The 15611-nt window shown below is 71.2% G+C and carries 10 protein-coding genes; 5 read left to right on the top strand and 5 right to left on the bottom strand.

Going from position 1 to position 15611, the window contains the following annotated elements:
• Positions 1-70: 70 nt before the first annotated feature.
• From cydD to SL103_RS35320, 3 genes are read right to left on the bottom strand one after another with little or no spacing between them, the layout of a single operon-like run.
• Complete coding sequence (gene cydD, locus SL103_RS35310; RefSeq protein WP_244304121.1) at positions 71-3661, bottom strand: thiol reductant ABC exporter subunit CydD; 3591 nt, start codon at positions 3659-3661, stop codon at positions 71-73.
• A gap of 39 nt (positions 3662-3700) precedes the next feature.
• Positions 3701-4702, bottom strand: coding sequence for a cytochrome d ubiquinol oxidase subunit II (cydB, locus tag SL103_RS35315; RefSeq protein ID WP_069573140.1), 1002 nt, complete (start codon positions 4700-4702; stop codon positions 3701-3703).
• 9 nt (positions 4703-4711) lie between these two features.
• Positions 4712-6220: a cytochrome ubiquinol oxidase subunit I gene (locus tag SL103_RS35320; protein WP_069573141.1), complete on the bottom strand. Its 1509-nt coding sequence runs from the start codon at positions 6218-6220 to the stop codon at positions 4712-4714.
• A 261-nt stretch (positions 6221-6481) separates the two neighbouring features.
• Between SL103_RS35320 and SL103_RS35325 the strand changes: the two genes are divergently transcribed.
• Positions 6482-6850: a cyclophilin-like fold protein gene (locus tag SL103_RS35325; protein WP_069573142.1), complete on the top strand. Its 369-nt coding sequence runs from the start codon at positions 6482-6484 to the stop codon at positions 6848-6850.
• 69 nt (positions 6851-6919) lie between these two features.
• Here SL103_RS35325 and hisC read toward each other — a convergent pair whose 3' ends face one another.
• Positions 6920-7999 (bottom strand): histidinol-phosphate transaminase, encoded by a 1080-nt coding sequence (hisC, locus tag SL103_RS35330; protein ID WP_069573143.1) that lies wholly within the window; start codon positions 7997-7999, stop codon positions 6920-6922.
• A 415-nt stretch (positions 8000-8414) separates the two neighbouring features.
• On the opposite strand from hisC, the gene SL103_RS35335 reads away from it, so the two are divergent.
• The 3 genes from SL103_RS35335 to SL103_RS35345 all read left to right on the top strand — a co-directional run bounded on the left by SL103_RS35335 (position 8415) and on the right by SL103_RS35345 (position 12093).
• The gene (locus SL103_RS35335; RefSeq protein ID WP_033267050.1) at positions 8415-9515 is read left to right on the top strand and encodes a LacI family DNA-binding transcriptional regulator; all 1101 of its coding nucleotides are present in this window, start codon (positions 8415-8417) and stop codon (positions 9513-9515) included.
• Between the two features lie 296 nt (positions 9516-9811).
• Positions 9812-10960, top strand: a complete 1149-nt coding sequence (locus SL103_RS35340) for a metallophosphoesterase (RefSeq protein WP_164492951.1) — start codon at positions 9812-9814, stop codon at positions 10958-10960.
• Between the two features lie 224 nt (positions 10961-11184).
• The gene (locus SL103_RS35345; protein WP_069573146.1) at positions 11185-12093 is read left to right on the top strand and encodes a hypothetical protein; all 909 of its coding nucleotides are present in this window, start codon (positions 11185-11187) and stop codon (positions 12091-12093) included.
• Positions 12094-12161: 68 nt separating this feature from the next.
• Here SL103_RS35345 and thiC read toward each other — a convergent pair whose 3' ends face one another.
• Positions 12162-13955, bottom strand: coding sequence for a phosphomethylpyrimidine synthase ThiC (thiC, locus tag SL103_RS35350; RefSeq protein ID WP_069574427.1), 1794 nt, complete (start codon positions 13953-13955; stop codon positions 12162-12164).
• A 222-nt stretch (positions 13956-14177) separates the two neighbouring features.
• Here thiC and SL103_RS35355 point away from each other — a divergent pair, with 222 nt between their 5' ends.
• Positions 14178-15542 carry a YibE/F family protein gene (locus tag SL103_RS35355; RefSeq protein WP_069573147.1) on the top strand — a complete coding sequence of 455 codons (1365 nt, stop codon included), beginning with the start codon at positions 14178-14180 and terminating at the stop codon, positions 15540-15542.
• Positions 15543-15611: the final 69 nt, after the last annotated feature.

A 15611-nucleotide genomic window follows, 5' to 3' on the forward strand; every position in this document is an offset into this window, starting at 1 on the left:
CATTTGGGGGGCCATTTCTGCGGAGGTCAGGGAGCCGGCACGTGGGCGCGCGCCGGGCCGGAGGGGCCTCTCACGCCGGCATCCGCACCGCGGTGTACGCCGCGTCCACCGCACGCTCGCGCTCCAGCATCCGCCGGAACGGCCCGTCGGCCGCGGCCAGCTCGGCGTGCCCGCCACGCTGCACCACCCGCCCGTGGTCCAGCACCAGCACCTCGTCGACCGCTTCCAGGCCGGTGAGGCGGTGGGTGATCAGCACCGTCGTGCGGCCCTCGGTCGCGGCGAGCAGATCGGCGGTCAGCGCGTCGGCGGTGGCCAGGTCGAGGTGCTCGGCGGGCTCGTCCAGGACCAGCACCGGGAAGTCCGCGAGCAGCGCACGGGCCAGCGCCAGCCGCTGGCGCTGCCCGCCGGACAGCCGGGCGCCGTGCTCGCCGACCATGGTGTCCAGGCCGTCGGGCAGCCCGCGTACCCAGTCGGCGAGCCGCGCCCGCTCCAGCGCGTCCCACAGGTCCCGGTCCTCGGTGCCGGCCGGGCCGTCGGCGCGGTTCCGGCGGGCGAGCCTGAGGTTCTCCCGCAGGGAACTGTCGAAGAGGTGGGCGTCCTGCGCGCACAGCCCCACCTGCCGCCGCACCGCGTCCCCGTCCAGGGCCCGGGCGTCCGTGCCCCCCAGGGAGTACGTCCCCGCCTCCTGGTCCAGGAAGCGCAGCAGCGTCTGTGCCAGCGTGGTCTTGCCGGAGCCCGACGGGCCGACGACGGCGAGCCGCCGGCCGGCCGTCAGGGTGAAGCCGACCGCGTCCAGCGCCGGCCGCGCCTGCCCGCTGTGGCGCGCGGTCAGATCCCGTACGACCAGCGGGAACGGCACCTCGGGGGGCGTCGCGGGGGCGGCCGGTTCGCGTACCGGCGCGGGCGCGTCCAGCACCTCGAAGATCCGCTCGGCGGCCCGCCGGGTGCGCTGCCGGTACTGCACGGCGAGCGGCAGCCCGGTCACCGCCTCGAACGCGGCGAGCGGGGTGAGCACGACGACCGCCAGCGCCACCCCTTCCAGCCGGCCCGCATGCACCGCCTGGACGCCGGCCACCGCCGCCGCGGCCACCGTCAGTCCGCACAGCAGCGCCGACAGCCCGGCGCCGGCGCCGGCCACGGCGGCCGAGCGGGAGGCGATCCGGGTCAGCTCGCGGTCCGCCCGCCGCACCGACGCGGTACGGGCGGTGAGGGCGCCGGCCACCGTCAACTCGGCGGTGCCGGTGAGGACATCGAGCACGCGGGTGGCGAGCCGGCCACGGGCCGGCGCCAGTTGACGCTCGGTGCGCCGGGCCAGCGCGCCCGAGAGCGCGGGCACGCCCACCCCCGCGAGCAGCAGCCCGCCGGCCAGGATCGCACCGGCCTCCGGCAGCAGCCACGCGGTGAAACCGACGGTGCCCACGCCGACCAGTACCGCCGCCCCGACGGGCAGCAGCCAGCGCAGGAAGTAGTCCTGCACGGCGTCGACATCGGCGACCAGACGGGAGAGCAGATCACCGCGGCGGCGCTCCGCGAGCCCGGCCGGCGCCAGCCGCTCCAGCCGGCGGTAGACGGCCACGCGTACGTCGGCGAGCATCCGGAAGACCGCGTCATGGGCGACCAGCCGCTCGGCGTACCGGAAGACCGCCCGGCCGATGCCGAACGCCCTGGTCGCGGTCACCGCCACCATCAGATACAGCACCGGCGGCTGCTGCGCGGCCCGGGAGATCAGCCAGCCGGAGGTCGCCATCAGACCGACCGCGCTGCCCAGCGCGAGACTTCCGAGCAGCAGCGCCAGCGCGAAGCGCGCCCGGCGGGAGCGGGCCGTCCGCCGCAGCCGGCCGAGCGCGGACCCGGCGACCGCGGAGTCGTCCACCACGTCGGCGCCGGCCGGGGTCGCGGCGTCGGCGGTACCGGTCGCGGTACCCGGGTCCGCCGGGCGGGCGGCGGCAGCCGGTGCGACGCCCCGCTCCTCGGCGGTGGCCGGGCCCGCCAGCCGGACCACCCGGTCCGCCACCGCCAGCAGCGCCGGCCGGTGGACGACCAGCAGGACGGTGCGGCCGGCCGCCAGCCGGCGGACCGCGGCGACGACGGCCTCCTCGGTCTCGCCGTCCAGGTTCGCGGTGGGCTCGTCCAGCAGCAGGATCGGGCGGTCGGCGAGGAACGCGCGGGCGAGCGCGAGGCGCTGGCGCTGGCCGGCGGACAGCCCGGCGCCCGCTTCACCGAGCCGGGTCGCCATGCCGTCGGGGAGTGCGTCGACGAACTCCAGCGCACCGGCGTCGGCCAGGGCCGCGCGGACCTCGGCGTCCGTCGCGTCCGGCCGCGCCAGCCGTACGTTCTCGGCGAGCGTGCCGGCGAACAGGTGCGGGTGCTGCGGCACCCAGGCGATCCGCTGCCGCCAGCTGTCGGGGGAGAGGGACGCGATGTCCCGGCCGTCGACCAGCGCCCGCCCCTCGGACGGCGCGGTGAAGCCGAGCAGCACGTTCAGCAGCGTGGACTTGCCGGCGCCGGACGGCCCGACCAGGGCCACGGTCTCGCCGGGCCGGACCTCGAACGACGTCGCGGGCAACGAGTCGGCGCTCCGTCCCGGATGGCGGACCACCAGGTCCTCGACGGTCAGCGCGGTGCCGTCGGGCGCGGGCGCGGTACCGGCCGCGGGCAGCGGGGCCTCCAGGACGGCGAAGACCTCCTCGGCGGCCGCGAGCCCCTCGGCCGCCGCGTGGTACTGCGCGCCGACCTGCCGCAGCGGCAGATACGCCTCGGGCGCCAGGACCAGCACCGTCAGGCCGGTGGTGAGATCGAGTTCGCCGTGCACCAGCCGCATGCCGATGCCGACCGCCACCAGCGCCACCGAGAGGGTGGAGAGCAGCTCCAGCGCGAAGGAGGAGAGGAAGGCGATCCGCAGGGTGCGCAGGGTGGCGCGCCGGTAGTCGCCGGTGATGGCGCGGATGGCTTCCGCCTGGGCCTTGGCCCGGCCGAAGACCTTGAGGGTGGGCAACCCCTCGACCACATCGAGGAAGTGCCCCGACAGCCGCGCGAGCAGCCGCCACTGGCGGTCCATCCGCGACTGGGTGGCCCAGCCGATCAGGACCATGAACAGCGGGATCAGGGGGAGGGTCAGGACGATGGTCAGCGCCGAGATCCAGTCACCGGTCACGATCCGGGCGAGCACGGCAACCGGGACCACGACCGCCAGCCCGAGCTGCGGCAGATAGCGGGAGAAGTAGTCGTCCAGCGCGTCGATGCCGCGGGTGGCGAGGGTGGTCAGCTCGCCGGTGCGCAGCTCCAGGTCGCGGGCGCCGGTCCCGTCGCCCGCGGCCGACGCGGTACGCGCCCCCGGGCCCAGCCGCGCCGCCCGCTCCACCAGCCGCATCCGCAGCTCGGACTTGGCCGCCGCACCGGCCCGGTGCGCGGCCAGCTCGGTGAGCCAGGCGACCAGACCGCGTCCGACGGAGACCGCGGCGAGCAGGGCGAGCGGGGTGGTCAGACCGCCGAGACCGAGATCGTGCTGAAAGGCACCGACCACGATCTCGGCGATCAGCATCGCCTGGCCGACGACCAGGCCCGCGCCGGCGAGCCCGAGCACCACCACCGCGACGAGGAAGCCGCGGGTGGCGTGGGCGTAGCGGAGCAGACGCGGGTCGACGGGTTTCACGTGAAACATTCCATCCTGCCGAGGCCGCCCCGAGGGGCGGCGGTTCAGCTAGTGGGATTCGGCGATGTGCTGCGTACCTATGCGCTTACGGAACACCCAGTACGTCCACCCCTGGTAGAGCATCACGAGGGGGGCGGCGATCCCCGCACACCAGGTCATGATCTTCAGCGTGTACGGGCTGGAGGAGGCGTTGGCGACGGTCAGGCTCCAGCTCTCGTTGAGCGTGGACGGCATGACGTTCGGGAAGAGCGTCAGGAACAGCATCGCGACCGCGGCCACGATGGTGATGCCGGAGCAGGCGAACGCCCAGCCCTCCCGCCCGAGCTTGTTGGCCCCGAGGGCGGCGGCCAGCGCGGCCACCGAGACGATCATGGCGATCAGGCTGCTGCCGTCACCCTTCTCGGCCTGGGTCCAGCTCAGGAAGCCGACCGCGAGCACGGCGGTGACCAGCCCGAGGACGGTCGCCAGCTTGCGCGCCCGCTCCCGGATGTCGCCCACCGTCTTGAGCGAGGCGAAGACCGCGCCGTGGAAGGTGAACAGCGCCAGCGTGACCAGCCCGCCCAGGAGCGCGTACGGGTTGAGCAGATCGAGGACGCTTCCGACGTACTCCTTGTGCGCATCGATCTTCACGCCGCGTACGAGGTTGCCGAACGCGACGCCCCACAGCACCGAGGGCAGCAGTGAGGTCCAGAAGATCGCCTGCTCCCAGTTGCGCTGCCAGCTCTCCTCGGGCCGCTTGGCGCGGTACTCGAAGGCGACACCGCGCACGATCAGGCAGACGAGGACGAGCAGCAGGGGCAGGTAGAAGCCGGAGAAGAGGGTGGCGTACCAGTCGGGGAAGGCGGCGAAGGTCGCGCCGCCCGCGCTGAGCAGCCAGACCTCGTTGCCGTCCCAGACCGGCCCGATGGTGTTGATGAGGACACGCTTCTCGCGCCGGTCGCGGGCGAGGAGCTTGGTGAGTACGCCGATCCCGAAGTCGAACCCTTCGAGGAAGAAGTACCCGGTCCAGAGAAAGGCGATGAGGACGAACCAGACGTCGTGGAGTTGCACAGTCGCCTCCTAGTACGAGAAGGCCATCGGCCGGTCGGCGTCCGTGCTGTCGCCGCCGATCTTGGTGGGCGGGTTGAGGTCGGCGTCGCTGAGCTCCTGGGGGCCGGCCTTGATGTACTTCACCAGCAGCTTGACCTCGATGACGGCGAGGATCGCGTAGAGCGTGGTGAAGACGATCATCGAGGTGAGCACCTCGCCCTGCGAGACGCCCGGGGAGACCGCGTCCGAAGTGCGCAGCACGCCGTAGACGACCCAGGGCTGGCGGCCCGTCTCGGTGAAGATCCAGCCCCAGGAGTTCGCCAGCAGCGGGAAACCGAGCGTGACGAAGGCCAGCGACCAGTACCACTTGCTCAGCCGGGCGCCGAGCACCCTGTTCTTGGTGAGCGCGAGGAGCGGTGGTTCCTCGTCCCCCGTCCGCAGCCCCGGCGCCAGCCAGAACTTCTTACGAGTGAGCCAGAGCCCGGCGAGCCCGATGGCGAACGACGACATGCCGAAGCCGATCATCCAGCGGAAGCCCCAGTAGGCGACCGGGATGTTGGGCCGGTAGTCGCCGGGGCCGAACTTCTGCTGCTCGGCCTTGTTGACGTCGTTGATGCCGGGGACCGGCGAGCTGAAGTCGTTGTGCGCGAGGAACGAGAGCAGGCCGGGAACCTCGATGGCGACCTTGTTGTGGCCCTGGTCGACGTCGCCGTAGGCGAAGACCGAGAACGGCGCCGGCTCTTCCTTGTCCCACAGCGCCTCGGCGGCTGCCATCTTCATCGGCTGCTGCTTGAACATGACCTTGCCGAGCGAGTCGCCGCTGATCGCGGTGAGGACGCCGGCGATGACCAGGGTTATCAGCCCGAGCCGCAGCGAGGTCCGCATGACCTTGATGTGCTTCTTGCGCATCAGGTGGAAGGCGGAGATGCCGACCATGAACGCGGCGCCGGTCAGGAAGGCCGCGGTCAGCGTGTGGAAGACGACGACCAGGGTGGTGTCCTGGGTCAGCACCTTCCAGAAGTCGGTGAGTTCGGCCCGCCCGTTGGCGGCGTTGTACCGGTAGCCGACCGGGTGCTGCATCCAGGAGTTCGCGGCCAGGATGAAGTACGCCGAGAGGATCGTGCCGATCGAGACCATCCACATGCAGAAGCAGTGGATCTTCTTGGGCAGCTTGTCCCAGCCGAAGATCCACAGACCGATGAAGGTGGACTCGAAGAAGAAGGCGATCAGGGCCTCGAAGGCCAGCGGGGCGCCGAAGACGTCACCGACGAACCGCGAGTAGTCGGACCAGTTCATGCCGAACTGGAACTCCTGGACGATGCCGGTGACGACACCCATCGCGATGTTGATCAGGAACAGCTTGCCCCAGAACTTGGTGGCCTTGAGGTAGTTCTCCTTGCCCGTTCGCACCCATGCGGTCTCAAGTCCGGCCACCAGAGCGGCGAGGGAGATCGTCAAGGGGACAAACAGGAAGTGGTAGACGGTCGTGATGCCGAATTGCCATCGCGCCAGTGTCTCTGGCGCCAACGCCAGTTCCACGCCTTGCTCTCCTTACGTCGCCATTGCCTTGGGAGGCAATGTCCCTTTTGCGTCACATAAAGCGGTACATACCGGGACGGGCTTGTGAACGCGTTCACATTCACAAGCAATTATCTCCCATCACTTCTCAGCCATAACGGCGGGGGTGCGTGACGGCCATCACGGCCGAATTCATGCCCTCTACACATGTGGGGCGGAGGCGCACATCGCCCCCGGAAGCCCTCTTCCGCCGAGCTTCAACATATTGTTGAATTCGGCCCCATGAAGATCCGCCTCAGCTGGCCCGCAGGGCACGTGACCGCAACGCTCGACGACACCCCGACCGCCGCGGCGCTCCTCGCCGCCCTGCCGGTCGACTCCACCGCCCACACCTGGGGCGAGGAGGTCTACTTCGACACCGGCCTCGCCCCCGCGCTGGAGGCCGACGCCCGCGAGGTCGTCGAACCCGGCACGGTCGCCTTCTGGCCCCCGGGCAACGCCCTCGCCCTCCCCTACGGCCCGACACCGATGTCCGAGGGCGACGAGCCACGGCTCGCCTCCGCCTGCAACGTGCTGGGCCGCATCGACGGCGACCCGCGCGCGCTGGCCACCGTCCGCAGCGGCGACCCGATCCGCGTACAAAAAGCCTGAGGCCGCGGGTCAGGGACCCACGGCCTCGATGCAAGGTCTTACCGCGGCTTGCTCACCGCGTCACAGCGCTTACAGCGCCTTGCGAAAGTCCTCCGCGGCCTGCAGGAACAGGTCCATGGCCGGGCTCTCGCCGATCGTGACCCGGACCCCCTCGCCGGCGAACGGCCGCACGATCACGCCGGCCCGCTCACAAGCCGCCGCGAAGTCGGTCGTACGGTCCCCCAGCCGCAGCCAGACGAAGTTGGCGTGCGACTCGGGGACCGTCCAGCCCTGCCCGAGCAGCGCCTCGGCCACCCGCGCACGCTCGGCCACCAGCGTCTCGACCCGCTCCATCAGCGCCGTCTCGCTGCGCAGCGACGCCACCGCCGCCTCCTGCGCGAGCTGGCTGACCCCGAACGGCACCGCCGTCTTGCGCAGCGCGGCGGCCACGTCGTCGTGTCCCACCGCGAAGCCCACCCGCAGCCCCGCCAGGCCGTACGCCTTGGAGAAGGTACGCAGCACACACACGTTGGGCCGGTCCCGGTAGAGGTCGATGCCGTCCGGCACCTCGGGGTCCCGGATGAACTCGCGGTACGCCTCGTCCAGCACCACCAGCACGTCGTCCGGCACCCGGTCCAGGAAGGACTCCAGCTCCGCACGGCGCACGACGGTGCCGGTGGGGTTGTTGGGGTTGCAGACGAAGATCAGCCGGGTGCGGTCGGTGATCGCGGCGAGCATCGCGTCCAGGTCGTGCACCTCGCCGGAGGTCAGCGGGACCGGCACGGACGTGGCACCGGAGACCTGGGTGATGATCGGGTACGCCTCGAACGACCGCCAGGCGTAGATCACTTCGTCGCCGGGCCCGGCCGTCGACTGGACCAGCTGCTGGGCCACGCCCACCGAGCCGGTACCGGTCGCCAGGTGCTCCACCGGCACCGAGAACCGCTCGGACAGCTCCGCCACCAGGCCGGTACACGCGAGGTCCGGGTAGCGGTTGAAGGAGCCGGCCGCGGTCACCGCGCGCTCCAGGACACCGGGAAGCGGCGGATAGGGGTTCTCGTTGGAGGACAGCTTGTAGGTGACCGGGCCGCCGGCCGGCGCCGGCCGGCCGGGCTTGTAGGTCGGGATGCCGTCCAGCGCAGCACGCAGTTTCGGGGTCTTCTCGCTCACCGCAGGTCCTCCTCGACCGTCCCGCTCGTCTCCAATACTGCACACCTTATGAGGATTGACCCGTTCGGCGGCAGACCCGACGGCCGGCGGAACCGCCTCACGGGCCTTCCCCGGGCCCGGGCCGGACGCGCGGGAACCCCGCGCGAGGCGACCGGGGGCGCGCTCCATGAGCCTCTGCGCGCCGGTGGCTCACGCCGTGGCGCGCATCCCCCGTCAAGGTGACTTGAGACCTCTTCGAGACCTGGACGGATCGACAGGCGAAGACAGCAAATCTCCCCCAGAATGATCGATCTTAACGCCAACTTACTTTGTTTCACAGGTAATTGACGGTTGATCACCTTGCAGAAACGTGCCTTTCCGCAGTCGTAGGCCGAGCCCCGCGAATGGCCCTACCGAGCCCTACTATCGGCTCGCCATGACAGCAGCAGGGAAGCACCAGGTGAGCCGGTCAACCGGTCGCCGGCTGGGGCGGGCGGGCATCCGGGACGTGGCCGCCGCAGCCGGTGTGTCGATCACGACCGTCTCCGACGCGCTCAACGGCAAGGGCCGGCTTCCGGATGCCACCCGTAGCCACGTCCGCGAGGTGGCCGACCGGCTGGGCTACCGCCCGTCCGCAGCCGCCCGCACCCTCCGTACCGGCAAGTCCGGCCTCCTCGGCCTGACCGTGACCACGTACGGGGATGAACCTTTCACCTTCACCGAATTCGCGTACTTCGCCGAGATGGCCAGAGCCGCCACCTCCGCGGCCCTGGCCCGCGGATACGCGCTGGTCATCCTCCCCGCGACCTCCCGCCACGACGTGTGGTCCAACGTCGCCCTGGACGGCACCGTCGTCATCGACCCCGCCGACGGGGACCCGGTCGTCACCGAACTCGTCCGGCACGGGATCCCCGTCGTCTCCGACGGCCGCCCCGGCGGCGCCCTGCCGGTCACCGGCTGGGTCGACAACGACCACGAGGCCGCCGTACTCGGCCTGCTCGATCACCTCGCCGACGCCGGCGCCCGCCGCATCGGCCTGCTCACGGGCACGACCACCGACACCTACACCCGGCTGTCGACCACCGCCTACCTGCGCTGGTGCGAGCGGGTCGGCCAGGATCCGGTCTACGAGTCCTACCCCGCGCACGACCCGTGCGCGGGCGCCGTCGCGGCCGACCGGCTGCTCGCCCGCCCGGACCGGCCGGACGCCGTCTACGGCCTCTTCGACCCCAACGGCACCGACCTGCTCGCCGCGGCCCGGCGCTACGGCCTGCGGGTGCCGGAGGACCTGCTGCTGGTCTGCTGCAGCGAGTCCACCGTCTACGCCACCACCGAGCCGCCCATCACCACCCTGTCCCTCAAGCCGCGCCGCATCGGCACCGCCGTCGTCCAGATCCTCATCGACGCCATCGAAGGACTCGACAACGGGCGGCCCATCGAACAGGTGATACCGACCGATCTGATCGTGCGGACCTCGTCCCAGCGACGGTCGCCCCGGACGACCGTCAGCCCGCCACGAGGTCCCTCCGGTGACTGAGAGCCTGTCTTTGCACCCCGGTCCGACCGGGCCAGGGGTCCAAGGGCAGGCTCCGCGCGTCGCCCGGACGACGTCTTACGGGCGTACCGGTCCGTGCCGGACGCCCCACCGTGCAGGAAAAAACAGGTCGATCACGGCACAAATCATCCGTGAATGCCTGGCTTTGCGGGATTGACCACCCCCGGGTGCGTCACAACCCGCGACCGGCATTCCTATGATGGGCGGACGACACCGCGGACCGCCGTCGACCAGGCAAAGGTCCGAGAGGTGCAGGCGGCGCGACGGTGGAGGGGTCGATGACTCAGGGGGCCAGTCAGGGACCCATGGTGTGGACCATGGGGGGACAGACTCCGGAGTCCGCTCCGTTGCCCGGAGCGCCTTCCGGCGTGCCCGCCGGAGCCCCCGTTCCGCCCGTCGGTCCGCCGCTCCACCTGCCCGCCGGCACGCCGGCCCCGCCCGCCGCGCCCCCCGTGGCGCCGCCCGCGCCGCCGGCCGAGCTCCCCGAGGACTACACCCCGACCGCCCGCGACCTCCCGGTCGTCACCCCGGGCCGTACGGACACCCTCATCGACCACCAGGCCGTCGTCCCGGTGCCCGAGGCCGCGAGCGAGTCCGACGCGCCCGAGGGCATGGGCCCGCTGTACGTCGTCGGCGATGTGCATGGCTACTACGACGAGCTGCGCGAGGCGCTGGCCGCCGAGGGCCTGATCGACGCGGACGGCAACTGGGCGGCCGGCAACGCCCGGCTCTGGTTCCTCGGCGACTTCACCGACCGCGGCCCGGACGGCATCGGCGTCATCGACCTGGTCATGCAGCTCTCCGCCCAGGCCGCGGCGGCCGGCGGCTACTGCAAGGCGCTGATGGGCAACCACGAGCTCCTGCTGCTGGGCGCCAAGCGGTTCGGCGACACCCCCGTCCAGTCAGGGGCCGGCACCGCCTCCTTCCAGGCCGCCTGGCTCCTCAACGGCGGCCAGAAGACCGACATGGACCGCCTGGAGGACCACCACCTCCAGTGGATGGCTCGGCTGGACGCGGTGATGGAGGAGGACGGGCACCTGCTGGTGCACTCCGACACCACCGCCTACCTGGAATACGGCGACTCCATCGAGGCCGTCAACGACACCGTCCACGACGTGCTGACCCGCAGCGACGCCGACGAAGTGTGGGACCTCTTCCGCAAGTTCACCAAGCGCTTCGCGTTCCGCGACGACTCCGGTTCGCAGGCCGTACGCGAGCTCCTGGACGCCTACGGCGGCGACCGGGTCGTCCACGGCCACAGCCCGATCCCGTATCTGCTGGGCGAGGTGGGCACGGAGGACGGCGAGGGCGACGGCATCGCGGTCGACGGACCGCACGTCTACGCCGACGGGCTGGCGATCGCCATGGACGGCGGCGTCACAATGGCCGGAAAACTGCTGGTCGTGCAACTCCCCCTGGCCGGCTGAGAGTTTCCCGAGCGGGTCTGCTGCGGGCTCACGGACGGTCGTTCAACGACGGAACACGGCGGCGCCACGGGCGGAATCCGGTCGTGGCATTACTCAATTCCGCAAACTCTCTGTCACCACGTGCCGGAGTCGCTCTACCATCGGTCTATCCGTAGCAGGCTCTCCTCCGTTTCCGCCCACTGCCCGGCCCACGCCGGCCGTACGGCCCTACGGAGCATCGGGGGATGCACATGAACAGCGCTCCGCACCTGCTGAACGAGGACCGCGCGGAATTCGCGCGGCTCCTTGATGAGGCGCTGCGTACCGCCGCCTACCGCCCGGACGGCACCGACGCCGCCGCGGGAAAGCACCTCAATACCGAGCAGTTGCGCACGATGGCGCTCAGCGCGACCACCGCCATCGCCGCCTGCGCCACGGCCGAATACCAGCGTTACGTCCAGCTCCGCACCGAGTTGCGTACGCCGGTGTCCGCCACGTCCGGCGCCGGCGCGAGAGGCCAGGAGGCGGCGACCGCCGCCGAGGGGGATGCGGGACCGGCCACCGTGACGGCGGCGGGGGAGGCCGAAACCCCCGGGGCCGGGCTGGCCGCGGTGATCGCGGTGCTCGCCCCGGTCCTCGCGGGCATCGCCGCCGTCCTCTTCCTGCTCATCGGCTATGTGCTGCGAGCGGTCAACCCGGACAAGTCGCTGGCGCAGCCGCTGATCAGCGTCGGCTGGGTCTTCGCGGCACTCACCGCCGCCGGCACGCTCGTCGCGATGGTCGGCCTGGTCATCACGGCACTGCGCAACGGCCCCTCCGACCGGTCCTCCAGAACCGACGAGTTGGGCGAGGCCCTGGACGACGCCCGCGAGACCTGGCGGCGCGCCCTCCTGGAGCGTGGTCTGCTGCCGTTCCTCCGCGAGGCGCTGGCGGACCCGTCGGCCCGTCCGGAGGTGGACCCCGTCCGCTACGTCCCACGCCACACCACGGCCCCGGAGAGCCGTATCCCCACGCTCGGCTACACCCGCCCCGAGTTCACCAGCCCGGACAGCGGCTCGTCGGGCTCCCGCCCGCGCTACTCCAGCCCGAACTACTCCAGCCCGGAGTACGGCGCCGGCCCCGAACACGACGGCCCGGACCGGACACCGGACTGACCGCTCGGGGCCGGCCGGGGAGCCCGGCCCGGGTGGTTCCGTCCGGCGACGGAGCCACCCGGTGGCGCTCAGTCGGCCAGGGGCAGATAGACCCGGTTTCCGGAAGCCGCGAACTCCTTGGACTTCTCCAGCATCCCGGCCTCGATGTCCTCGGGGGTCGAGCCCTGGTCGCCGCCGAACTGCTCCGTGATGCTCCTGCTGATCTTCATCGAGCAGAACTTCGGGCCGCACATCGAGCAGAAGTGGGCCGTCTTCGCGGGCTCCGCGGGCAGCGTCTCGTCGTGGAAGGCGCGGGCCGTGTCCGGGTCGAGGGCCAGGTTGAACTGGTCCTCCCAGCGGAATTCGAAGCGCGCGTCGGAGAGCGCGTCGTCCCACTCCTGGGCGCCCGGGTGGCCCTTGGCCAGGTCCGCCGCATGAGCCGCGATCTTGTAGGTGATGACGCCGGTCTTGACGTCGTCGCGATCCGGCAGGCCCAGGTGCTCCTTGGGCGTGACGTAGCAGAGCATCGCGGTGCCCCACCAGGCGATCATCGCGGCGCCGATACCGGAGGTGATGTGGTCGTAGGCGGGCGCGATGTCGGTGGTCAGCGGGCCGAGCGTGTAGAACGGCGCCTCCTCGCAGATCTCCTGCTGGAGGTCGATGTTCTCCTTGATCTTGTGCATCGGGACGTGGCCCGGGCCCTCGATCATGGTCTGTACGCCATGCCGCTTGGCGATGGTGTTCAGCTCACCGAGCGTCTTCAGCTCCGCGAACTGCGCCTCGTCGTTGGCGTCCGCGATGGAGCCGGGGCGCAGGCCGTCGCCGAGCGAGTAGGTGACGTCGTAGGAGGCGAGGATCTCGCAGAGCTCCTCGAAGTGCGTGTAGAGGAACGACTCCTTGTGGTGTGCCAGGCACCAGGCCGCCATGATCGAGCCACCGCGGGAGACGATGCCGGTCTTCCTGCGGGCCGTCAGCGGGACGTAGCGGAGCAGCACCCCGGCGTGCACCGTCATGTAGTCGACGCCCTGCTCGGCCTGCTCGATGACGGTGTCCTTGTAGATCTCCCAGGTCAGCTCCTCGGCCCTGCCGTCGACCTTCTCCAGGGCCTGGTAGAGGGGGACGGTGCCGATCGGGACGGGGGAGTTGCGCAGGACCCACTCGCGGGTGGTGTGGATGTTGCGGCCGGTGGAGAGGTCCATCACCGTGTCGGCGCCCCAGCGGGTCGCCCACGTCATCTTCTCCACCTCCTCCTCGATGGAGGAAGTGACCGCCGAATTACCGATGTTGGCGTTCACCTTCACCAGGAAGTTCTTGCCGATGATCATCGGCTCGATCTCCGGGTGGTTGACGTTGGCCGGCAGCACCGCGCGGCCGGCCGCGATCTCGTCCCGCACGAACTCCGGCGCGACGTTCTCGCGGAGTGCGACGTACTCCATCTCCGCGGTGACCTCGCCGCGCCGGGCGTAGGCGAGCTGGGTCACCGCGGCGCCGTTACGGCCGCGGCGCGGCTGGCGTGGGCGACCGGGGAAGACCGCGTCGAGGTTCTTGAGTCCGCCGCGCGGTGAGGTGTGCTTGAGGCCGTCGTCCTCCGGACGCATGGGCCGGCCCGCGTACTCCTCGGTGTCGCCGCGCGCGACGATCCAGTTCTCCCGCAGCGGCGCCAGACCGCGGCGGACATCGGTTTCGATCTGGGGATCGGTGTACGGCCCTGACGTGTCGTAGAGCGTCACGTCCTTGCCGTTGGTGAGGTGCACCCGCCGGACCGGGACCCGGAGGTCCGGACGCGATCCGGAGACATAGCCCTTGTGCCAGCCGATCTGCGGCTCACCGCTCGCGCTGGCACCCGTTCCGTTTTCGGGCGTGCGTGCATCCTTCAGAGTCATGGAGACCCAACTCCCTACGCCGGCATTACCCGGTAACAGGTTCGGCGGTCGACGCAGCGGCTTCCGTCCGCCGGTGTTTCACGTGAAACACCGCTGGGACGAAGGTCAGCGCCCTCTCAGCCCGGTGCTCCGAGCTCCCGCGATTGCAAAGGTGGCACCACGGTAGCGGCCGATGTGGCGGGGTGAACAGGGGGCCCCAGCAGTTGTTGGGATGATCGGGCGGTGACCCTGCACGAGTCCCACTCCCATCCCGCCGCCCATTCCCACGCCCACAGTCATGGACCCGCTGCACCTGTCTCCCGGCATCTGCGCAAGGTCATCGCGGCGGTGCTGATCCCGTTCGCGGCCGCGGTGGCGGTCGGCCTGATCGTGCTCTGGCCGGGCGGCGCGCCGCCTCACAAGCCGTCCGGCGTCGGCTTCGACCAGCCCACCGAGAAGGCGCACGTGATCAAGGTGGTGGAGGTGAACTGCGCGGATGTGCATGCCGAGCAGCAGCCCCAGCCGCCGTCGCCGACGGGTCAACAGCCGAGCGGGGGAGCGGCCAAGGGCAGGTCGTGCGAGCAGGCCACGATCAAGGTCACCACGGGCCAGAACACCGGGCGCACCTTCCGGACAGTGGTGACGCCGGACGCCTTGCGGCACTACACGACCGGGCAGGACGTGGTGGTGGCGTACTCCCCCAAAGCGCCCAGGGAGTTGCAGTACTCGGTCAGCGATGTCGACCGGTCCCTCCCGATGTGGATACTGGCCGCGATCTTCGCGTTGGCGGTGGTGATCGTCGGCCGGCTGCGCGGCGTCCTCGCACTGGTCGCGCTGGCAGCCAGCTTCGTCGTGCTGACCCTGTTCATCCTCCCGGCGATCCTCCAGGGCTCCGATCCGCTGGTGGTGGCGGTCGTCGGGGGCAGCGCGATCATGCTGATCGCGCTGTACATGTGCCACGGACTGACCGCCCGTACGTCGGTGGCGGTGCTCGGCACCCTGGCCTCGCTGGTGCTGATCGCGCTGCTCGGATCGGTCTTCATCAACTGGGCGCTGCTGACCGGCAATACGGACGACACCACCGGGCTGGTGCACGGCCTGTATCCGGACATCGAGATCCGCGGTCTCCTGCTGGCGGGGATCATCATCGGGTCGCTGGGTGTGCTCGACGACGTGACGGTGACCCAGACCGCCGCGGTCTGGGAGCTGAAGGAGGCGGATCCGTCGGCGGGCTGGCGCAAGCTGTACGGCTCGGCGATGCGGATCGGCCGGGACCACATCGCTTCCGTCGTCAACACCCTCGTTCTGGCCTACGCGGGCGCCGCACTCCCGTTGCTTTTGCTGTTTTCGATCGCACAGAGCAGCGTCGGCACGGTCGCCACGAGCGAGGTGGTCGCCGAGGAGATCGTCCGCACGCTGGTCGGCAGCATCGGGCTCGTCGCCTCGGTGCCGCTGACGACGCTGCTCGCGGCCCTGGTCGTCTCGGCGGACCGCCGGAGCGAGGGCACGCGGGAGACGCGGGGGTCGGACGCGGCGGGCGGGGGTGGGGCCCCGGCCGGCGGCAGGGCGGCCCGGCGCGGCGGCCACGGCCGGCGACGCAAGCGCTGAGGGGCGGCGCGCGGACGTGTACGACGTGCGCGCGGGCGGCGCGTCGGGCAGGGGCCGGCCCGTCAGGGC

It is taken from the genome of Streptomyces lydicus (assembly GCF_001729485.1).
Classification (GTDB): Bacteria; Actinomycetota; Actinomycetes; order Streptomycetales; family Streptomycetaceae; genus Streptomyces; species Streptomyces lydicus_D.